The sequence below is a fragment of the Phyllobacterium zundukense genome (assembly GCF_002764115.1).
In the GTDB taxonomy this organism is placed as follows: domain Bacteria; phylum Pseudomonadota; class Alphaproteobacteria; order Rhizobiales; family Rhizobiaceae; genus Phyllobacterium; species Phyllobacterium zundukense.
Map to the genome: position 1 here is coordinate 140,627 of NZ_CP017941.1, position 19,589 is coordinate 160,215.

The window sequence follows — 19,589 nt, forward strand, 5'->3', positions numbered from 1 at the left end:
AACATTCACGACGCGCGTTTTATTATTGCCGAGACAAGCGTTGGACTAGTTCCAAAAATGCTATCTTGACAGGGGCTCAGCATTGATCACGTCCAAACCGTGGCAATCTGGGCCCCACTTGCTGTGGCACCACAGCTGCGTAGAGGCTCGGCGTCGAGACTCCAGACCACCAATGCAACTCCGACGAGCCTCCTTTTTTAGAGCCCCACAGCCTCAGTGAAGAACTGCCCCCTCGCCGCAAAGGGAGTTGTGATTTGACGGGCTAGATCAATAGGACTAGAGCTCCTAGCCAGGAACCGACACCTGACACATTTTTGGCGTTGTCACGTTATTTGAAAAAACGCCGGCATTGAGCTGCATGAGCAAATTCAGGCAAGCATTCCAGTCACGGCGTTCCATTCCGCCATCGCTTTGATGCGGTGAATGTGGATGACGATTGCTGAGTGTTTGGAGCGCGGCGGGACGAAAAGATTTCTGAGAGCGGAAAAGATGGCGATGAACCGCTGCAGGCTCCCTGGCGATGGTCGACCGCTCGCCACAGCCAGTGCTTTCGGCCACCGATGGAAATCACGACCTCATCCAGATGCCAAATATCCCGGTGCGAAGACTTTTTGCGGCGCATTTGCCGGGCGTAGGAGGGACCAAACTTCCGGCCCCATCGACGGATGGTTTCATAGGAAACGACGATGCCGCGTTCCAAAAGCATCTCCTCGACTAGACGTAGGCTCAATGGAAAGCGGAAATAGAGCCAAACCGCCCGGGCAATGATCTGCGGCGGAAAACGGTGGTTCTTGTAGTTGATAGCAGTGGTGCTCATGCCCAAACGAATAAGGCCTCAACCGTTAAGCCGGAAACAACGTGATGTAGTGGATGGCGCCCTCCAGCGGCATCAAGTGTGCCAGAATAGGTTTGTTGCAAAACCTTTGAGAGGAGCCATCCACCATGGACGAGATTACAACGATTGGGTTTGATATCGCAAAGAATGTTTTCCAACTGCATGGCGTCGACGCGCATGGACAGATTGTACTGCGCAAGTCGCTGCGCCGCGGGCAGTTGCATCAGTTCTTCGAGAAGCTGCCTCCTTGCCTGATCGGAATGGAAGCTTGCGCTACAGCCCACCACTGGGCACGGACGCTGATGACATCTGGCCACGACGTTCGCCTGATCCCACCGGCCTATATCAAGCCTTACCTGCGCCGGCAGAAGAACGATGCCGCTGACGCTGCCGCAATCTGTGAAGCGGTCACCCGTCCATCGATGCGGTTCGTACCAGTGAAGAATGAAGAGCAGCAAACCACATTAATGTTGCACAGTACACGCGATCTTCTGATTTCGCAGCGGACAGCGCTGATCAACGCGTTGCGGGGACATTTTGCTGAACTGGGTATTGTGGTTGCTCAAGGCGCGCGCAATGCCCGGCAACTGACCGCCATCGTCAATGATGAAGATAATATTGTTCTGCCTGCGAGTGCACGTCATGCTCTCCAACCCGTTACAGCGATGCTGATCGATATCGAGACGCAGATTGGCAAACTCGACAAGGATATCCTTGCTACTCATCGCAAGGACAATGTCAGCAAAAGGCTTGCCACCATTCCCGGGATCGGAACTGTCACTGCATCATGTCTTTCGGCCAGCGTTCCGGATGCGCGCGTATTTAAGTGTGGGCGGGAGTTTGCTGCCTGGATGGGTCTCGTGCCCAGGCAATTCTCAACGGGCGGTAAACCGCGGCTCGGTTCCATCTCCAAAATGGGTAACCGGCGTTTGCGAGCGTTACTCGTCGTAGGAGCCCATGCCGCGCTCTACAGGATGAAATCCGGCAAGACCCAAACACCGTTGGCTGACTGGGCACGCTCGCTGTTATCAAAGAAGCCGTTCAAACTGGTGGCGGTCGCCCTTGCCAACAAGATGGCGCGCATCGCGTGGGCAGTCATGGCAAAAGTTAGTGATTATGAACCTGGGTTCAACGGTCATAAGGTTGTGCAAACAACGGCATAGAATATGCGTGAAAGCATTCGCTCTTTTGGGGCAAACAGTTGGCGGAGTGACTATGGTGTGATGTGAAAGCAAAAGCGGAATGGACCGCACGAACCGGAAAACCCGTGGCGTTGTCTTGCGCATTAAAAGCGCGTCAATGTGAGAGGGACCGGATCAAGCGGAAAACATCAAGGCCAGCGGTCATGAACATACCGCGCTCAAAGGCCGGAGACATGACTGCACCCGACCCGCCAAGCTCAAACATTGCTCAAAATCATCTTGCCAAATGGGCGTCATCCAGACATGACAATGCCCAACTGCGACTTACAGTGCAGGGATCGGAGTTGGTCCAATTTATTGAAGCACATTCATTGAATGTCCCTCGGCGGGTTAGGTTCCGTTTTCTCCACGATGATTCCCCCATCGGCCAACTTTAATTTCCATGCGGCCTCTAGAACTTCACCCCCTGAACCCCGCCGTTTGAGGCTGTAGCTGTCGCCGGTAGGCGTTGTACAGTTCTGACAATGCCGATAATAGACGAATTTTCGTCGAATCCGATTGGTGCCAAAATGGCTACAATCGCTGCATCAGTTGCAAAATTGGCCCACCACCAACAAGGGCACCCAAAATCTGTTGACGGATCTTCACCGCCATCTTCGACAGGACCCGGTACCGGGCGCTTTTGTCGGCGAGAACGCCGGAGATGGTCAAGCGCCAGACGATATCGCCGGTAAAAGGGATGATACCGTAAGAGAAGAGGCAAGCACCGCTAAGCCATATGCGCAACCGAAGAGAATAAATCTAATTGATCTCTCAGCAACCATGCGTTGATACCTATGACAGATACGGGCGTAGCGAGCTGACATTTCCACTGCCTTGACAGCCCGTATCGAATACTCACTGTCGACCTCGGGCGGCTGAGCTTTCCGTAATCATCTGCCAATATAGGCGGCAAGCTCGTCCGGCGTCCCATTTGGGAAGGCCTGTTTTAGAAAATCCAGGAACGCCGACACTCGCGCGCTAAGCAGCCGCCGAGATGGATAGAGTGTCCATAGAGCGATCTCGGGACCGTCGATATCCCCCCACAGGACCAGTCTGCCGTCAGCCAAGTCGTGGGCGACCAACGAAATGGGAAGACGTGCTGCACCGACGCCGGCCCGCACCGCATCGCGGACCATGATGAGCGTCGACAATGTGAGGACGGGCTCGATTGTAATTGTCGCCCGGCCACCGGGTGTCCTCACGGGCCATGTTTGCCGATCGCCTGCCCCGCGCACAACGCCAGGCGCGGCAATCTCCCCATGGTGGCGGCGAAGATCGGGGCTCGCCACCACGACCAGCCGGTCGCGGAGGAACGCCCGTCCGACCAGGCTTTCGTCAGGATCTGGATTGACCCGGATCACCAGATCGTAGCCTTCCTCGATCATGTCCACAGGCCGGTCCTCAGTCGTGACCTCCAGCCTCACTTCCGGATACTTGAGGGCAAACTCCGCCGCGATCTTACCCATTGCGCTCTGCGAGAAAAACACCGGCGCGCTGATGCGCAACTTCCCCTTGGGTGTGTGGCCGCCGGATGCGATTGCCGAAACCGTTTCGTCCAGTTCGGCAAGCAACGCCCCCGTCCGCTCGAAGAGCGCTCGTCCTTCTTCAGTCAGCTTCAGGTTTCGCGCGCCCCGTTCAAACAGGCGAAGGTCAAGGCCACTTTCTAACTCCGCGACGCGTCTGGACAGGGTTGCCTTGGGCCGCCCTGTGGCCCTTGCCGCCTTGCCGAAGCCGCCGTGTCGAGCAACGAGATTAAAATCCGCGAGAGCAAGAAGATCCATGTCTGTTCCACTGGTGAGACGGAGTGTCCAAAATTTCCGTCTATTAGACTGTCAGTGAACCACACATATTGGACGTGTCAAGCAACCAACATGGAGAAATATCATGACCATTCTAGTAACCGGCGCCACAGGCAACATTGGTCGCCAAGTCATCGAACATCTCGCCAAGCGCGGCGCTGATGTACGTGCTCTCGTTCGCGATCCGTCGAAAGCCAACCTCCCGGAAGGCGTATCTGTCGTGCAAGGCGACTTTCTCGATGTCGATTCGCTGCGCAACGCCATGTCTGGCGTTTCCACCCTGTTCCTCCTCAACGCCGTGGTCCCGGACGAATTCACCCAAGCTTTGATCGCGCTCAACGTCGCCCGGTCGGCTGGCATCGAGCGGATCGTCTATCTGTCGGTAATTCACGCCGACGTCTACGTGAACGTTCCGCATTTCGCGGGCAAGTTCGGTGTCGAGCGAATGATCGAGCAGATGGCCTTCAAGGCCACGATCTTGCGTCCGGCCTACTTCATCCAGAACGATCTGATGGTCAAAGACGTCATCACCGGCTACGGCGCCTATACAATGCCGATCGGTGCCAAGGGTCTTGCCATGATCGACGTCCGGGATATCGCCGAAATCGCCGCCCTTGAGCTGCTGCGCCGCGAACAGGCTGCAGAGCCGCTTGCGATCGACCGGATCAACCTTGTCGGTCCAGAGATACTGACCGGAACGGATATCGCTGCCATCTGGTCAGACGTGCTCGCCCGCCCGATCAACTACGGCGGCGACAATACCGAGGGCTTTGAGCAAAATCTCAAGCAGTTCGTGCCCGCCTGGATGGCCTATGACATGCGCCTGATGGGCGAGCGGTTCTTGACCGACGGAATGCTCCCCGAGGCCGGCGACGTCGAGCGCCTGACTGCACTACTTGGTCGCCCACTTCGCCAATATCGCGACTTCGCCTCGAAGACTGTTGCTTCCGCCTAACGGAAGCAACAGCTATCTCGAAAGGACTATCACCATGATCTATTCGACCGCCATAGTTCCAGTAAACCCGGAAGGCGAAACTCGGTTGACGCGCGCTCAGACGTGGAAGGGTCTCGAACTCAAAGCACGCGACGCCCGCTTGTTCCTCGTTCCTGGTCTCTGCACCCGTTGTGAGGTTGTTGAGGAAAGCGCTAACCACTTCGTGCGTGAAGCCACGATCGGTGGCAACGACCTGCGCGAAATCGTCACTCTTGAGGCGGAAAGCAAAATCACCTTCTTCCAGGCGGCCGGTCCGCGCGAAGGAGCGATTATCAACGAACTGTTCGAAGATGAGGAAGGCGCACTGCAGCTTCGCTTCTACTGCTACATGGGCCTGCGCGGCAAAGAGCCAAATACACCTGAAGAGCAGGCCCAGCAGGCTCAGCTCGCCGGCGAAAACGGCTACAAGGCCGCCCTCCTGGCGACGCTGAAACGAACACGCGAACTGCTTGCGGAGGGAAAGCTCTAATCATCCCAAGAACAAACTGACAGGGCGGCCCTTTAGGAGACGCCCTGCCTTTGCCGTATACTGACATTAAGTTCGTTACCGGTGCCGTTAGCGGCTGGATTGCGAGGTCGAGTTACCAACGCTGTCCCTCTTCTGCCAGCAATCATCGTTGCGTAAACACTCGTTGAGCTGGTCAGTCAGTTGATTTACATCCGCGTTATTGCACGGCTAGAAGCAAGCAGCCACTCTGTGAATGACTGCAATTGGCGCATAGTTGCCATGTCCTTCAAGGCTGCGCTACCTCGCCATCGTATCTAAGATTTACTGACAATGTGCGAGCAGCACACCGCTTACATTGAATCTCTTGAACGTTCTGCTTATGGAGAATGCCAAGGTCAAACGATAGAATGGCGATGACGAGGGCGAGAAAGCTTGCCCACATCCAGAGCGGCTTCCCCACCCACTCGACGAATAAAAATGAGAAATCCAACGAAAATCCCCTGTCGGCACGGATTGTCGGAAAAAGGTCCGACATCGCAAGAGTGCCGAGGCTCTTCAGGTTTGCAAGCACCCCAGATGATCAAAAACGTTAGAGCGCGATTTTTGCTTCCGGACCAACCTGATGCAACAATCGCACTCTAAAATCCTTTGTGGCTCGAATACGAAAACTGCGTTTGCCAGACGAAGACCGTGAGTACGCGCGGGGCTTCTTACGACTGGTTATAGTATATTGTATTGATCGCATGCTTTCCTTGAGAGTCATAGCAATCGACGATCGTGGCGGAAGGTGTCACTTCCACTGTGCAGGTATAGGTTTCCCCGCCAGATACAGTATTTATTTCGTTTACGTTTAGGTCCCGTATTGTATTTTTGTCTGTTGTCATTTGTCTTTCCCTTCGATGCTATGGCTATGTTCAATTTATTCGCAGTGGGCAATAACCGGCTCGATGTTGCCAGGCCTATTTCTCTGTCGTCGATGTCTTCGGAAGGTAAACCGTCGACGTCGGTTCTGTGCAGCCGCGTCCATCTGGCCCTTCCGTCACGCCGCCTGCCACACTTTTCTGATCTGTTTCAGTGAGTTCGCGCATTTTTCGGTATTCTCCAATTTAACAAACGAGGTCAGGCAAACGCCGTGCCCCAATACTTCGACATGATCCAGCTTCAATAAATCCGGATCAACTGTATTTAGATTGATGCGCGCTTTCCCCCTACTAGCTCAGATGTGCTATCCCGTTCTGCGTAGGAGTAAGATTCACTGTCACGCTTCGCGATAAGATTTGCGGGAGACATATCGTCATTTCACTTGCCTTTCGAGCCGGCACGTCTCTTCTGAAATTCACATTCGGTGGTCGCTTGAAACGATCCGCCATAGTCCATGTGTACTAATGACAGGGACCCACCCAAACGCTAGTTTCGAAATCGAACAGGTTGATCGTGCGTTAAATCGCTAATGTTGGCGTGTTTTCCAAGGGCGTCCTATGGCTTTCACGCATCGAGATGTCGGGCGATCTACCGAGCTTTCGATGAAAGGATCCCGGAGCATGACGGTTCTTGTTCTATCTGAGAAGTACTTCAGTCAAGTTTCCAGTGGTGATATTCACGGCCAATAGGAATCCTGGGATGCACTCAAGCGCGGTCCCCGCGGCGAAACGATCGCCGAGACAATTCGGCTGACGCTCGAAAGTCTGCTGGCTGGCGTCGCTGACAGTCAAAACGACCAATTATGCCATCGACTTGATAACAATAGAAAGAAGGAGAGCCAAAGATGCGTGATCAACATTCGGAACTGCGGGAGCTCAATCCAGACGAACTTGGGATCGTGAGCGGTGGTGTGTCGCAGGATACTGCTATTAATACCAACCTGGCAATTATTGGAATTGGGGTTGGTATCCTGGCTGCCGGCGCGACCGCTCCTGCGTGGTTCCCAATAGCGATGATGGGAGTAGGCGTGGCTGCGGTTGTATCGTACGCTATGGAATAATGCGTGGCTGCGGTTGCAAGAACTTACGAGCAAATATCGTCAGCCGAGTATGATTCTACGCTGAGGCGTTGAATTATGCTGGATTGGGTTGATGAGAAACAAGGCCAGCTTTCCGCTGGCCTTGTTTGCATTTATCGCAACCTGGCAGGGCTCGCTTCACTTGTGGCCGCTCTATCGGCATATCGCGCAGACCAAAGAGGAGATCGCGGATATTGTAGCCAAAGTTCGGAATAACACTTGACGCGACATTTCCGGCCGCCGAAACAAAATCGTGAAATACGGGGTCAGGAAAAGCTGTTCTTGCTCATTCCGGACAATGACATTCAAGCTTGGGTTAAGATCAATGACCGAACTTGTTGGGGAGAAAATGTCGGCATCTGGAAGAGCGGGAATCGGGTCTTATTTGGCAGCGGCAATGCGGACCTTGAGGCAAACGATCGGCGGAGCCCACGCCAGGAATGGCCATGGCGATCGGGAGCGAGCTCAGGCAATTGTACGGTTGCTGCTCACCATCGTGGTTGCTTTGTATCTTGGTGTCGGGGTCGTGACGGGAGCCGTTTCCAAGCCAGTCGGATCGTTCTTGACGGTGTACTTTGTCGCATTCTTCCTGGTTTCGACACTTCTCTTTGTGGCTATCCTTCGACGGCCCGGTGTCAATCATTACCGACGCGCGATGGCAATGGCTCTCGATTTCGGCAGTCTGACGATGACCATGATAATCGGTTCGGAATATGTAGCGCCATTATATGCGATTTTGCTTTGGGTAACGGTCGGATATGGCATGCGCTACGGTTCCCGGTATTTGGGAATTGCCACCCTGCTTGCGCTTGCAAGTCTGGGATTTATTATGCTTGGCAGCAGCTATTGGCAAGCGCAGCCGTACATTGTTGCCGCACTGGCAGTGACAACGATAATTGTTCCGCTCTATGCCCACATGTTGCTAACCGATACGCGCGAGGCCTCTGATCTTGCGACTGCCGCAAATCTTGCGAAGTCGCGTTTCCTTGCACAGGCAAGCCACGATCTTCGTCAGCCTGTTCACGCAATTGGCCTGTTCACCGCCTGTCTACGGGATTCCGGTCTGGCACCCGATGACAAGCAAATGGTCGATAATATAGATCGGTCTCTACAAAGCCTTTCACGGCTCTTTCGCTCATTGCTCGACGTTGCGACGCTCGACAGCGGCAAAATCTCGCCAAATATGGAAGTCGTCGCCGTCGGACCGCTCATCAGGACCATCGTTGATCAAAACGTGGAAGCGGCACGATGGGCAAATGTCGATCTTCGCTTTGTGAAGACAAATCTCCGCGTGCGGGTGGATCCGAATCTACTGACCATCATTTTACAGAACCTGCTGTCCAATGCTTTGAAGTATGCGCCCGACGCGCCTGTGTTGATCGGTTGCCGACGTAGCGGGAAATCTCTGTCCATCCATATCCATGACTGCGGCCAAGGCATATCTGAACAGGATCGCGCGAACGTGTTCGAAGAATTTTACCGTGTCAGCATTCAAGGTAAAGATGTGGAAGGCGTCGGATTAGGTCTGTCTATCGTCCGGCGTATGGCCACGCTGATGGACCTCGGTGTTATTCTTGAGTCCAGCCTGGGTCGGGGAACATCGGTTGCGATCACCGGTCTCAAAATTACGCAAGAAGATGAAACATCCCGGATATTGCGTTCGAATCCTCCGGCCAGTTTGATCAGCGGCATGAAGATCCTCCTTGTCGAAGACGACGCTGACGTATTGATGGCAACGAAGACCATGCTCGAAAAGTGGGGCTGTCAGGTCAATGCCCAGCAGACAGCCCAGTTCGACGTTGAACCGTGCGATCTGCTGCTAGCCGACTTTGACTTGAATGGCGATGAAAGCGGTGTCGATTGCATTGCCCGTGTACGCAGCTTGTTAGGAAGGGATATTCCTGCGATCATTATGACTGGTCATAGTGACGGCCGCGTACAGGCTGAAATCGGCAGCGCCGATATCCCCATCTTGTCCAAGCCGACGCGCCCGGCTGAACTTCGCGCCGCCATACTGGCGAGAAAACTTCAGCTCGAACAGCTCGATAACGGATCAAAACCACAGGCAAGCGAGTCCAGTGGTGCTATGACATAATGACTATGTCACAATCCTGACTCAACTGCTTTCGCAGCAGCAGCGGACCTCGAACTTACCTTCAACGTCCGAAAAAGCGCTGACACGTGGATTCGGACCGTAAAAGGAGAGATGTCGAGCGCGCGTGCAATTTCCTTGTTCGATAGGCCACGCGCTAGCAACCGGAGCACGTCTCGCTGTCGCAAAGTAAGGTGAGAGAGCGCATCGTTTTCGTTTATCGCGGGAAAGGCGCCATCGTCCGACTGCTTCACGACCACATCGCCGTTTCGGATGGCCGTGATCGCGGAACTGATTTCCAGGGGATGAACGGCCTTTGAGATAAATCCGTCTGCGCCAGCTGCCATCACCCGCCTTATCGTTTCATCGCTATCGATCATCGACACGATTATGATCGTCGCGCGATCAAATTCGCGTCGTAACGCCCAGATCGATGCCTTCGCCTCAAAGCCCGGAAAAAGCAGGTCAAGGACAAAGGTGTTCGGTGCAACATCTGCACGGGCAAGATTCAGCACCTCGTCGAATGAGCCTGCTTCCTGAACGGTGGCATAGGGATACAATCGCTGCACGATGCGCCGCATTCCGTCGCGAAAGACAGGATGATCGTCGGCCACAATAATTCGCTCTTGAAGATTGCTGGCTCCATCAAGCTGCTCCATGGCTTATCGTGCCGCACTGCCGCGTTTCGCGTCAAGTCATCTCCCCTAGTGCATCTGTACTAGTGGAGTTCGTGGCCACAGTGACTAGCCTCTTCAATGGCGAAATTGGATGAGAACGGCATGGACATCGGCACACGGCACCTTCAGCACAACGCATATTCGCTCAAAATGCGGGCGGACCGCTGGGCTTAAGAAATGGTGGTGAATTCAATCAGCGCTATCGCTGCTACGTTTCGGTGTCGGAATCGAGTGATCGGCAATCATCGCCAAAGACTTGAGCCCGTGGGAGCATGAACGAAAAGAAACCGCTGTTTCGTCAGGAGTCTCTCGAGGCGCGCCGCCATGCGTGGCTGGGACGTCCAACAATACTTCACAATATATCTGCCACGGCAATCGCCATTTTTTCCGTCGTCTTCGTCATTGCTGTAATTTGCTTCCTTGTCTTTGGCCAATATACCCGGCGCGTGCGAGTGTCTGGGGTGATCCTTCCAATTGATGGCCTGACGCGCATCGTTGCGCCGCACAACGGATGGGTGGCTGATCTCAAAGTCAAGGAAGGAGATAACGTAAAAAGTGGCGACGTTCTCTACGTCCTAAGCATCGACATTACGACGGCACTTGGCAATACGCAGGACGCAGTCACAAAAATATTGAGCGACAAACGTCTTGAATTGCAAGCGACGTTAGTGCGTCAGACCCACATCGAACATATCGAGAAACAGGCGATCAGAGATCAAGTGTCTGCTCTTCAGAAAGAAATTCCTCAAATCGATCAGCAAATTCAACTGCTACGGGAATTCATGGGGCAGCTGGATGAGTTTACCAAACGCCAGGAAGAATACCTGAAACGCGGCGTATCAACCTCGCGTGATTATGAGTCGCGGCTGCAGGCATTTAACAGTCAAAGGTCGGAGGTCGCGCGTCTCGGTCGGGAACGGGTTCAGCTCGGTGGCAAGCTGGATGAGTTGAACAATCAGCTTGCAGGCTTTGACCTGCAGTCGGACGCGAAAACAGCTGAAACCAGGCGTCAGATGCTCGACATCGAGCAACAGATTTCCGAAAGTGAGGCCCGCCGTGCCGTCCAGATAACTGCGCCAAGAAGCGGTACGGTGACCGGGATTATCACGCAGGCCGGGCAGACAGTTGCGGTCGGTACACCGTTGCTGACAATTGTCCCAACCGACCGGCCGCTCGTCGCCCAATTGCTCGCACCAAGCAATGCAGTTGGTTTTGTGCGCGAGCAATCGACGGCTCTTCTTCGTTACGAGGCGTTTCCCTACCAGAAATTCGGACAGTATGCCGGGCAAGTATCGGTTATTTCCCGTGCCAATCTGCGTCCGGAAGAAGTGGCTCAGCTGAATGCAGGCGGCACCGATCCACAGTCCTTGCAAACCTTCTATCGCATCACCGTTCAACCCGAACAGCCATTCGTCACTGCCTATGGCCGCCGGGAGCGCCTTCAGGCCGGGATGCAAGTCGAAGCGCATTTGCTCGTTGATACACGCCCGCTCTATCAATGGGTCCTTGAGCCAATTTACGGGCTTCGGGGATCGCTCACCTCGAATGCGGCGATAGTGGACTGATGATGTTTACCGATGAACTGGCCAAACGAATATCCGGGCGCGTTTTTTCGAAAACGCCCGTCATTCTTCAAACCGAAGCAGCCGAATGCGGACTCGCCTGTCTCGCCATGGTGGCGGGGCGATACGGCCATGAAATGGATTTGCCGGCCATCCGGCGGCGCTTTACCGCATCGATCAAAGGCACGACATTGAAGGATCTTGTGCAGGTTGGCGGCCAATTACGGCTGGCGACTCGCGCCTTGCGGCTCGACCTTGACGACCTTGATAAGCTTAGATTGCCTTGCATATTGCATTGGCGCCACAACCACTTTGTGGTCCTGACGCGCGTCCAGAAAAATCGAATCACAATAATCGACCCTGCAACGGGCAGTCGCCAGGTCGCTCGTGCGGAAGTGTCGAAACAGTTTACCGGCGTTGCCCTGGAGGCCTGGCCGACCGAGGAATTCGAAGAGAAGAACGAACGGATCCGAATAAGGATCACGGACCTGATCCGCCGGACGAGCGGCATAGGTGTGGCTGCGCTGCAGGTCATGGCCATCTCACTTCTGCTCGAACTTGCCACGATCGCAATGCCCATCGGGTTTCAGCTAGTTCTCGACGAAGTCGTCGTGGCTGCTGATTATGATCTTCTGACACTGATTGTCATTGCCATGGCCTTGATGCTGGTCCTGCAGGTGGTAACGGCTTTTGCCCGTGCCTTCCAGACGATGGTCATTGGATCAAGGCTGATACTGCAGTGGAAGGTCTCTCTCTTTGATCAGTTGATGCGGCTTCCGTTGAGCTTTTTTGAAAAGCGCCATGTTGGCGACGTGGTGTCACGCTTCGGCTCGCTGGACACGGTTCAACGCACCTTAACGACGAGTGCAATTCAGTCCTTTCTTGACGGCCTGATGTCAGTATTCCTGATATTCATGATGTGGCTTTACGGCGGCTGGCTGTTGATTGTTGCGCTCGTCAGCACGGGCTTCTACACAATAATTCGAGCCGCAATCTATGGGCATTACCGGTCCATCTCCGAAGAGACGATCATACATACCGCGCAGGAAAGCTCCCACTTTATGGAGTCGGTGAGAGGGATTGGTAGCCTCAAGGTTCTCAACCTCGAATCCCGGCGGCGAGGCACCTGGATAAATCACCTGGTTGAACGCGTAAACGCGGAACTTCGGGTTCAAAAGTTCGATGCCTGGTTCAGTGCCGTCGGCTCTCTATTGTTCGGCGCCGATCGCATCTTGATCATTTTTCTGGGTGTGCGCGCGATTTTGGGCGGCGACATATCCGTTGGCATGTTCGTCGCGTTTCTCGCCTACAAAGACCAATTCGCAACGCGTGTGAACGGCTTCGTTAACACGATCCTGCAATTCAGGATGTTGTCGCTACATGGTGAGCGCGTGGCCGATATCGCGCTTGCTGATCCTGAGGAAACCGACCGCCGTCTGGGGCCCGCAGGTGCGCACGATACATCAGACAGACGGCCCAGCTCTCTGGAAGTCAGGAATGTCCATTTCCGCTACGCCGATAATGAAGCAAGTGTTCTCAAAGGGATCTCGCTTTCAGTTTCTGCCGGCGAATGTATCGGCATTGCGGGCCCTTCTGGCTCCGGGAAAACGACCCTGCTGAAACTGCTGGCTGGCCTTTCCCTTCCCACGACCGGCCAGGTCTTGATCGATGGGGTCCCGCTTTCTTCATTGGGACTGGCTGCCTATCGCGATCGAGTCGGCTGCGTGCTTCAAGAAGACAGACTGTTTGCGGGATCGATTTTTGAAAACATCACAGCTTTCGATTCTTCGGCCGATCCGGCATGGGTGGAAGCCTGCGCGCAAATGGCGGCGATCCACAATGAGATTGTCGCAATGCCAATGGGTTACGAAACGCTTGTGGGTGACATGGGGAGCTCCCTCTCCGGTGGCCAAAAACAGCGTGTCGTGCTCGCGCGGGCGATATATCGGCGCCCTTCGCTGCTCCTGCTTGATGAAGCGACCAGCAACCTCGATCATGCCAATGAACAGGCCATCAATGCAGCTGTGCGATGCCTTCCGATCACCCGCATTATTATCGCCCATCGCGAGGCAACGCTCGCAATGACCGATCGTGTGCTTTGCTTCGATGGTGCGGGCGACCTGATTGAACAAAGTCGATCACTGACGACAAACTCGATGGCGCAATCCTCGGCAGATTAATTGGGGTCAGCATCCAGGGATACGTCTCTTTGAAATAACGAATGCCTTGGCGAGATGGCATTAAGGGGCGCTACGCCTGGCGTTCTGCCTCGACCGGCGCGCCACTGCCCAAGTGAACAGGTGTAATCGCTAACCCCTATGCGCCGGGCTACAGCAGCAATTTTACCCCAGGTCCGACGGCTTCAGTATTTTGTTGGCAGCAGGCTCGTTTGAAAACAGGTCGGCATAACAAATTGCTGAAATGCCGACCGATCCTTCAGCGGAAATTTTCAGGCCCCATAAGTGTTGGCGTAGTTGGATGGATTACCCCAATCAATCGGGCCCTCGGCGCCGGATCCGAAGTAACCGACAGCCCAGTCCACTGCGCTGCCTGCGGCGGTAAATGGATTGTCCATCCAACCTCCAACAGTCTCGAAGGGACCTTGGGCCAGACCGCCGGCCACCTGTTCCATTTCACAAACGTCGATTTCTCGCATTGGATTTCCTCTCAAGAAAAATTCAGGTTGTGTGGTGATCGATCAGCTGTGAGCATTGGTGATATTAAGGCGGAAATGTGGCCGCGTCCGATACCCGTCTTCCTTCCAAATCTGTGGTTGAGTGAGCACCTGTACATACAACACTCCCAAATTGTTACGTGAAGGTATGAACTAAGGTGCAGAAAACGCTACAGAAATGGATTGATTGTCCGTGTGGAGAGCGCGCCAATTTGTTCCAGGCCCCGTGCTGGCGTGCGGAGTTTCTGTGCCTTCCGGATAGTGCATCTGTACTACTGATAGGGGCACGCCGGTCGATAGGAATTGGCTGCGTGACTCCATCTCGAGAGGGGATCGATGAATTCTTCGAAGCTCACTTCGCTACTGCATCAGGTTGCCATGTGACGGAGGCAGCTGACAAAACTTCGTGGCAGTCCCCTCTGCGCCAGTCCGCTATGTGAATCCGGAATCGGGTCAATACCGGCTCGACCGTTCACCACTTGACCTTGAAACCGACCGTTCCCATGAGAGCATAACTGTCGCCGAAGTCAGCCGGACTGGTGTTGATCGCGCCCTCGCCGTAAATCGAATACTTGTCCTCGTTCCAGTTGTAGGAACCGCCAATACCGACGCCGCCCCAGACCCGGTCGTCACGACTGCTGAATCTCCCGTGTTCATTGCATGCTCAAGAAAAATACCCTGCCAGTTGGCGCAAGACGATGACTAACGATCCAGTCAAGAATACTTACTTGCGCAAATTCTCCCGCAAGCTTGCGACTCCCGAGGCCGAAACTCTCCGCAACCTTAAACTGTCCAAACTGGCGGGAGGTGCTCCACTTCCGGACGTTAAAGAGGAGATGGCATGTGTGACTTCATCAATGTCATGACGGGACGTCATGCCCCCTTTGATGTATCTTGATGTTGCGCCCATCACTTTCCAATGGCACGTTCCTGAGACTCTTCGCCGACTAGGCAATTGTAAGGTTGTGTGTATTGCACGGATGCGAGGGCCAGTTGGCGCTCCTGAACTTCGCTTAGCTTGAACCCCGCGATCTCGACAACGAGCTTGTTGCGAATTGCCTCGGCAAACTGACTGACGTCTGACACCTTCACTAAAAATGCCCCGTCTCCCCCGATGACACATGCCTCGTAGTACGCATCAAGGTCATGGATCGCTGCCGAATCCGGTCCGGTCTTCAACATGATCGGCAGACCATCGACGGTGATTCCATCAGCGATTGCTGCATTGCGGGCAACGGGCACCGGAGCCCCGGCATTGTTGGGCCCGTCGCCCGAAACATCGATTACGCGTCGGCTCGCCCGAAATCGATTGGTTCGGATAAGCTCTCGCGCGAACGCCAGCACGTTTGAGATCGATGTAAAGGATATCCGTCTTATCGGCCGCCGGCGCAGCTCCTCGGCAAATTGGGCGGCGGACTCCGGACCATCAATCAGAGTCCACGGCACCACCTGAACCGCCGAGCCACCCCACTCGACGAACGTCACTGCGGTCTTTCCCAGCGGTCCGCCGAGCACGGCTCTGACGACTTCCGGGCTTCGAAAGGCATTCACATAACCTTCTCTTTGAACCCTCTGTTCCTCGATATCCATCGAATAAGAGACATCAACGGCAATCACCAATTCCAGATCGACGGCCACGGGAAACTGCTGGGCAAAAGAACCTCCGCTTAAAACACAAAAGGAGGCAATAAGCGCCCATCGCCGTCTCATTACCTTATCCCCAGTCACCTCATTCAGCCATCTGGCAGCGGAGCCGTCAGTCTCAACGATCCTCGAAGCACCCGAGTATATCGGCAATTAGTATTGCTGCCAGCCTCTGTTTCATCCTAATGGCAGTCGTTTAACAATGTCCGCTTTGCGCCCCATTCCAGATATTCATTAGTGTCTGCCTTGCGCCAAAGCGGCCATAAGATGATGTCCCTTGCACGCCAGCAGGGCGGGGAATGTTCTGGCTGTTGACGCCAGAACGACAGTGCTCGCCGGACAAACGTCATGACCAGGATTTTGCCATCGAACCAAATTTGGCGATGAGTGCTGCAAGCGTCGCAACGAACAGCATGTAGGCAAGTGCAGCCTGCCATGCCCCCATGGGAAAACCAATCATCAGCAGCGTATCATTACCACCTGGAATGAGCAGCGCACCCATTCCCATAAGTATGCCGCCGACTGTCCTCCAAATTATGGTGTTAATTGTAGGCCATTTCAGCCCGAATTGACGCTTCCTGAATCTTGCGGAGACAAGACTGCCGACGAACATGCAGGCTAAAGTCATGGGGCCTGCGACAGGTATCGAAACGATCGATCCCAACGATGCCGTGATGGAGAATCCGGGTGCAAAAACTGCCAGGATGGTAAAGGTGGTTCCGATCGTTCCCATCGACAGCGTTAGCCGCCAAAAGTTGGACTCGGATTTGATTGACACACCAAGCCTCAATACCAGAGTTGCCAGTAGTGCGATTCCGAAAAGCACCGGCCCAAATGGCACGGACGCACTTACCGGTGGCTGATCCGGAAAAAGCCCAAACAAAGATTCAATGTATAGCACTGCAAATATGCCGAAAAACGTGAACGCAAACTCCGAATCGCCATTGCCGAAATGCCCGACGGACCCGAACACACAAGCGCCGTTCACATGGAGTCCGATTCCGAACAATATGGCTGCGGGAACCATATACCCGAGGGGCGACCAACCCCGCTGCATCGTCGGTGACGTTTCGAGGATTGCATAGATAAGGGCCGCCCAGATGGCGCATTCAACGATCGCAATGAATCGCGCCGGCCTCTTCTCCGAAACCAGTTCCCTCGTGGCGATAACCGTGCAGATCGATCCATAATTGAGGGCGAAACCGAGAACGAATCCCAGCACCCCGAGCAAAGCCATGCCCGCCCAGATCTCCATGCTTGCGAAGCCTGACCCTGATACGCTTACGAGGAATTCGTCCACCGCGCCCTGCTCCAGTTTCAGACACGTCCAGAGATTCACACTGATCACTGTCGCTGCGGTTCCCCGCGACTTGCTTCCGGGAGAAATGCTCAGCAAGTGCCGGGTGCAGGGCGGACAATCCCGCAAGATGATAGTAGGCCAATCCATCAAGATAGACCAGCGCGGCTTATTCGGCCTCGGAGAACAGTTTGCTTTAGTTGTAGCTTGGCACGCGAGAGAGCTTGGCAGAATGCCGACGAGCAGCATCGAATATCAGTGGTAGAGGCAACTGCATGAGGTGCTTGCCCCTGCTCACGCCCGGCGCATGCACCAGGCGTGAGCAGTTGGCTCGAACGCGACAATTTCCGCAGCTGGAGGGCTGGCCAACTATTCGGCCGCCTTCCGCTGGGGCAGCACCCAGTTGGAGCGAGGGAAATGGCAGGTATATCCGGTTGGGTAGCGCTCCAGGTAATCCTGGTGCTCCGGCTCCGCTTGCCAGAAGTCCGTCACCGGCTCGACCTCGGTCACGGCCGTGCCTGGCCACAGGCCCGAAGCGTCCACGTCTGCGATGGTGTCCTCGGCTATTCGCTTCTGCTCATCGTCGACGTAGTAGATCGCCGATCGGTATGAGCTGCCGACGTCATTGCCCTGCCGGTTTTTCGTAGTGGGATCGTGGATCTGGAAAAAAACCTCCAGTATCCGCCGATAGCTAATCAATTCGGGATCGAAGATGATCTCGATCCCCTCGGCGTGGGTACCGTGATTGCGGTAGGTGGCACTCGGCACGTCGCCGCCGGTGTAGCCTACACGGGTGTCAATCACCCCCGGAAGCTTGCCGATCAAGTCCTGCATGCCCCAGAAGCAACCACCAGCCAAAACAGCTCTCTCGGTCATTTAGATATCCTCTACCTGGTTGAGATACGCGCCATAGCCCTCGGCCTCCATTTCGTCGCGCGGAATGAAGCGAAGCGAAGCAGAATTGATGCAGTAACGAAGTCCGCCCCGGTCTTGAGGGCCATCGGCAAACACATGGCCGAGGTGACTGTCGCCATGCACCGAGCGAACCTCTGTGCGGACCATGCCATGCGCGTCGTCCTGCAGTTCGTTGACATTCGCCGGTACGATCGGCTTGGTGAAGCTGGGCCAGCCGCAACCGGAATCGAACTTGTCGGACGAGGCGAACAGCGGTTCGCCTGAAACGATGTCGACATAAATCCCCGGCTCCTTGTTGTCGTTATACTCCCCAGTAAAGGGTCGTTCGGTGCCGTTTTCCTGAGTAACCCGATATTGCGCAGGCGTCAGTTTGCTGACCGCCTCATCAGTCTTTGCGTACTTCATTGAGCTACCTCCATTGTTGGTCTTGCCTAAATATGGCGAGCGGCTGGGAGGATTCCCAATACAGGGTGTGCATAGATTCGATAGCTGCGCTATACGGCAGTTCTGGCCGCTCAAGTCCAGTCGTGCCGGGCCGCCATCTGCGCAATCTTGCGAATCTCGAGCGGGGTACCGGAACCTGAAACCGTTACAAATACCAGTCTGCGTTCCAGCGACATGCCCTGGATTGGTCGGGTTACTATTCCCTGCATCACGGCCGAATGCTCGGGCATAATGCAAATCGCGCGGCCGTCTGCCACCATTTGCTGAACCCAGTCCTCTCGCTCGGCACTGAACCGCGGTTGCATGACCGCGTCGTGGTCCATCAGGTGCTCGGTGATCTGTGTGTGGAACTCGCAGGCCAGCCGGTCGACATATGGGTAGGAGGCCAGAGCCTCGGTGGCGACGACGTCATTTCCGGCCAGCGGATGGTCCTTCGCGCAGGCCAGGAGGAATCGCTCACGAAACAGCGGCACGACGTTGAGCTTGGGGTTGGGACGCGGCATCCCCGGCAGGATACAGGCGTGGTACTTACCCGAAAGCACCTCGTCCGCACTCTCCCCGGCCAACAATTGATGCAAATTGATCTTTACGGAGGGAAGCTGGCCAAGTACGTCGGCAAAGAATGCGCTGAACTTGGCCGGTCCGATGGTCGCGGCAACGGCGACGTCGAGAATACGGCTTCGGCCCAATACCGAACTTTCGGAATGCTCGCGCACGTTTCGCAGGGCGAGTTCGATCCGCATGAACTCGGCTTGAACGTCCCGACCAAGCGCCGTCAAGCGGCTGTCCTTACCATCGCGATAGATGAGCGGACTGCCCAATTCTTCCTCGAGACGCTGAATTGCCCGCGTTAGACTGGGCTGCGAAACTCGACTTCGACGCGCCGCTTCGGTGAAATTCAACGTTTCGGCCAGATTGAGGAAGTACCTGACCTGATTGATGTCCATGGATGACGTCCCGCTATGGTTGCCCGGCTACTTGGAATTATCTCATCAAATCGGCTGCTGTCCACGATCGCCGATTCA

The 19,589-nt window shown here is 54.9% G+C and carries 16 protein-coding genes and 3 pseudogenes; 8 read left to right on the forward strand and 11 right to left on the reverse strand.

All coding sequences use genetic code 11. The annotated features are described in order from the left end of the window. Positions 1-523 precede the first annotated feature (523 nt). A pseudogene (locus BLM14_RS20535) lies at positions 524-817 on the reverse strand (IS6 family transposase); the annotation flags it as partial. 125 nt (positions 818-942) lie between these two features. On the opposite strand from BLM14_RS20535, the gene BLM14_RS20540 reads away from it, so the two are divergent. Then, entirely contained in the window at positions 943-1,998 is a 1,056-nt protein-coding gene (locus tag BLM14_RS20540; protein ID WP_100001758.1) for an IS110 family RNA-guided transposase, read from the forward strand. A gap of 911 nt (positions 1,999-2,909) precedes the next feature. Here BLM14_RS20540 and BLM14_RS20555 read toward each other — a convergent pair. Continuing rightward, positions 2,910-3,800, reverse strand: coding sequence for a LysR family transcriptional regulator (locus BLM14_RS20555; RefSeq protein WP_100001761.1), 891 nt, complete (start codon positions 3,798-3,800; stop codon positions 2,910-2,912). Between the two features lie 103 nt (positions 3,801-3,903). Here BLM14_RS20555 and BLM14_RS20560 point away from each other — a divergent pair, with 103 nt between their 5' ends. Together BLM14_RS20560 and BLM14_RS20565 are read left to right on the forward strand one after the other, a co-directional pair. Further along, positions 3,904-4,773 carry an SDR family oxidoreductase gene (locus BLM14_RS20560; RefSeq protein ID WP_100001762.1) on the forward strand — a complete coding sequence of 290 codons (870 nt, stop codon included), beginning with the start codon at positions 3,904-3,906 and terminating at the stop codon, positions 4,771-4,773. A gap of 34 nt (positions 4,774-4,807) precedes the next feature. Beyond that, positions 4,808-5,281: an AtaL-like protein gene (locus tag BLM14_RS20565; protein ID WP_100001763.1), complete on the forward strand. Its 474-nt coding sequence runs from the start codon at positions 4,808-4,810 to the stop codon at positions 5,279-5,281. A 349-nt stretch (positions 5,282-5,630) separates the two neighbouring features. Here the strand turns inward: BLM14_RS20565 and BLM14_RS31965 are convergent. After that, a pseudogene (locus tag BLM14_RS31965) lies at positions 5,631-5,750 on the reverse strand (TerC family protein); the annotation flags it as partial. A 1,275-nt stretch (positions 5,751-7,025) separates the two neighbouring features. On the opposite strand from BLM14_RS31965, the gene BLM14_RS20575 reads away from it, so the two are divergent. The 3 genes from BLM14_RS20575 (at position 7,026) to BLM14_RS20580 (ending at position 9,354) form a co-directional block, all read left to right on the forward strand. Further along, positions 7,026-7,241: a hypothetical protein gene (locus tag BLM14_RS20575; RefSeq protein WP_100001764.1), complete on the forward strand. Its 216-nt coding sequence runs from the start codon at positions 7,026-7,028 to the stop codon at positions 7,239-7,241. Positions 7,242-7,332: 91 nt separating this feature from the next. After that, positions 7,333-7,482, forward strand: a complete 150-nt coding sequence (locus tag BLM14_RS31165; protein ID WP_157929565.1) for a hypothetical protein — start codon at positions 7,333-7,335, stop codon at positions 7,480-7,482. A 102-nt stretch (positions 7,483-7,584) separates the two neighbouring features. Continuing rightward, positions 7,585-9,354 carry an ATP-binding response regulator gene (locus tag BLM14_RS20580; RefSeq protein ID WP_162293217.1) on the forward strand — a complete coding sequence of 590 codons (1,770 nt, stop codon included), beginning with the start codon at positions 7,585-7,587 and terminating at the stop codon, positions 9,352-9,354. A gap of 8 nt (positions 9,355-9,362) precedes the next feature. On the opposite strand, the gene BLM14_RS20585 is transcribed toward BLM14_RS20580, so the two are convergent. After that, positions 9,363-10,010, reverse strand: a complete 648-nt coding sequence (locus BLM14_RS20585) for a response regulator transcription factor (protein ID WP_100001766.1) — start codon at positions 10,008-10,010, stop codon at positions 9,363-9,365. Positions 10,011-10,300: 290 nt separating this feature from the next. Between BLM14_RS20585 and BLM14_RS20590 the strand changes: the two genes are divergently transcribed. Together BLM14_RS20590 and BLM14_RS20595 are read left to right on the forward strand one after the other, a co-directional pair. Next, complete coding sequence (locus BLM14_RS20590; RefSeq protein WP_100001767.1) at positions 10,301-11,593, forward strand: HlyD family secretion protein; 1,293 nt, start codon at positions 10,301-10,303, stop codon at positions 11,591-11,593. Further along, positions 11,593-13,770, forward strand: a complete 2,178-nt coding sequence (locus BLM14_RS20595; protein ID WP_237143609.1) for a peptidase domain-containing ABC transporter — start codon at positions 11,593-11,595, stop codon at positions 13,768-13,770. Before BLM14_RS20590 ends, BLM14_RS20595 begins: the two co-directional genes overlap by 1 nt. A gap of 269 nt (positions 13,771-14,039) precedes the next feature. Here BLM14_RS20595 and BLM14_RS20600 read toward each other — a convergent pair whose 3' ends face one another. From BLM14_RS20600 to BLM14_RS20625, 7 genes and pseudogenes are all read right to left on the reverse strand, one after another. Then, positions 14,040-14,246 carry a hypothetical protein gene (locus BLM14_RS20600; protein WP_100001768.1) on the reverse strand — a complete coding sequence of 69 codons (207 nt, stop codon included), beginning with the start codon at positions 14,244-14,246 and terminating at the stop codon, positions 14,040-14,042. A 490-nt stretch (positions 14,247-14,736) separates the two neighbouring features. Next, positions 14,737-14,907 (reverse strand): annotated as a pseudogene (locus tag BLM14_RS32730) (autotransporter outer membrane beta-barrel domain-containing protein); the annotation flags it as partial. A gap of 266 nt (positions 14,908-15,173) precedes the next feature. Beyond that, a complete protein-coding gene (locus BLM14_RS20605; RefSeq protein ID WP_237143610.1) occupies positions 15,174-15,902 on the reverse strand; it encodes a DUF1194 domain-containing protein in 729 nt (242 codons plus the stop codon). Positions 15,903-16,254: 352 nt separating this feature from the next. Next, entirely contained in the window at positions 16,255-17,454 is a 1,200-nt protein-coding gene (locus tag BLM14_RS20610; RefSeq protein WP_237143611.1) for a YeeE/YedE family protein, read from the reverse strand. A gap of 120 nt (positions 17,455-17,574) precedes the next feature. Beyond that, positions 17,575-18,081 carry a peptide-methionine (S)-S-oxide reductase MsrA gene (gene msrA / locus BLM14_RS20615; protein ID WP_100001770.1) on the reverse strand — a complete coding sequence of 169 codons (507 nt, stop codon included), beginning with the start codon at positions 18,079-18,081 and terminating at the stop codon, positions 17,575-17,577. Beyond that, the gene (gene msrB, locus BLM14_RS20620) at positions 18,082-18,525 is read right to left on the reverse strand and encodes a peptide-methionine (R)-S-oxide reductase MsrB (RefSeq protein ID WP_100001771.1); all 444 of its coding nucleotides are present in this window, start codon (positions 18,523-18,525) and stop codon (positions 18,082-18,084) included. A gap of 110 nt (positions 18,526-18,635) precedes the next feature. After that, positions 18,636-19,511 carry a LysR family transcriptional regulator gene (locus BLM14_RS20625; RefSeq protein WP_100001772.1) on the reverse strand — a complete coding sequence of 292 codons (876 nt, stop codon included), beginning with the start codon at positions 19,509-19,511 and terminating at the stop codon, positions 18,636-18,638. Between the last annotated feature and the right edge of the window lie 78 nt (positions 19,512-19,589).

Bases quoted from the DNA above. Each gene is read 5' to 3' on its own strand.
- msrA (WP_100001770.1), bottom strand. From the start codon at position 18,081: ATGACCGAGAGAGCTGTTTTGGCTGGTGGTTGCTTCTGGGGCATGCAG.
- BLM14_RS20590 (WP_100001767.1), top strand. From the start codon at position 10,301: ATGAACGAAAAGAAACCGCTGTTTCGTCAGGAGTCTCTCGAGGCGCGC.
- BLM14_RS20610 (WP_237143611.1), bottom strand. From the start codon at position 17,454: ATGCTGCTCGTCGGCATTCTGCCAAGCTCTCTCGCGTGCCAAGCTACA.
- BLM14_RS20565 (WP_100001763.1), top strand. From the start codon at position 4,808: ATGATCTATTCGACCGCCATAGTTCCAGTAAACCCGGAAGGCGAAACT.
- BLM14_RS31165 (WP_157929565.1), top strand. From the start codon at position 7,333: ATGAGAAACAAGGCCAGCTTTCCGCTGGCCTTGTTTGCATTTATCGCA.
- BLM14_RS20580 (WP_162293217.1), top strand. From the start codon at position 7,585: ATGACCGAACTTGTTGGGGAGAAAATGTCGGCATCTGGAAGAGCGGGA.
- BLM14_RS20555 (WP_100001761.1), bottom strand. From the start codon at position 3,800: ATGGATCTTCTTGCTCTCGCGGATTTTAATCTCGTTGCTCGACACGGC.
- msrB (WP_100001771.1), bottom strand. From the start codon at position 18,525: ATGAAGTACGCAAAGACTGATGAGGCGGTCAGCAAACTGACGCCTGCG.
- BLM14_RS20575 (WP_100001764.1), top strand. From the start codon at position 7,026: ATGCGTGATCAACATTCGGAACTGCGGGAGCTCAATCCAGACGAACTT.
- BLM14_RS20600 (WP_100001768.1), bottom strand. From the start codon at position 14,246: ATGCGAGAAATCGACGTTTGTGAAATGGAACAGGTGGCCGGCGGTCTG.
- BLM14_RS20595 (WP_237143609.1), top strand. From the start codon at position 11,593: ATGATGTTTACCGATGAACTGGCCAAACGAATATCCGGGCGCGTTTTT.
- BLM14_RS20585 (WP_100001766.1), bottom strand. From the start codon at position 10,010: ATGGAGCAGCTTGATGGAGCCAGCAATCTTCAAGAGCGAATTATTGTG.
- BLM14_RS20560 (WP_100001762.1), top strand. From the start codon at position 3,904: ATGACCATTCTAGTAACCGGCGCCACAGGCAACATTGGTCGCCAAGTC.
- BLM14_RS20625 (WP_100001772.1), bottom strand. From the start codon at position 19,511: ATGGACATCAATCAGGTCAGGTACTTCCTCAATCTGGCCGAAACGTTG.
- BLM14_RS20540 (WP_100001758.1), top strand. From the start codon at position 943: ATGGACGAGATTACAACGATTGGGTTTGATATCGCAAAGAATGTTTTC.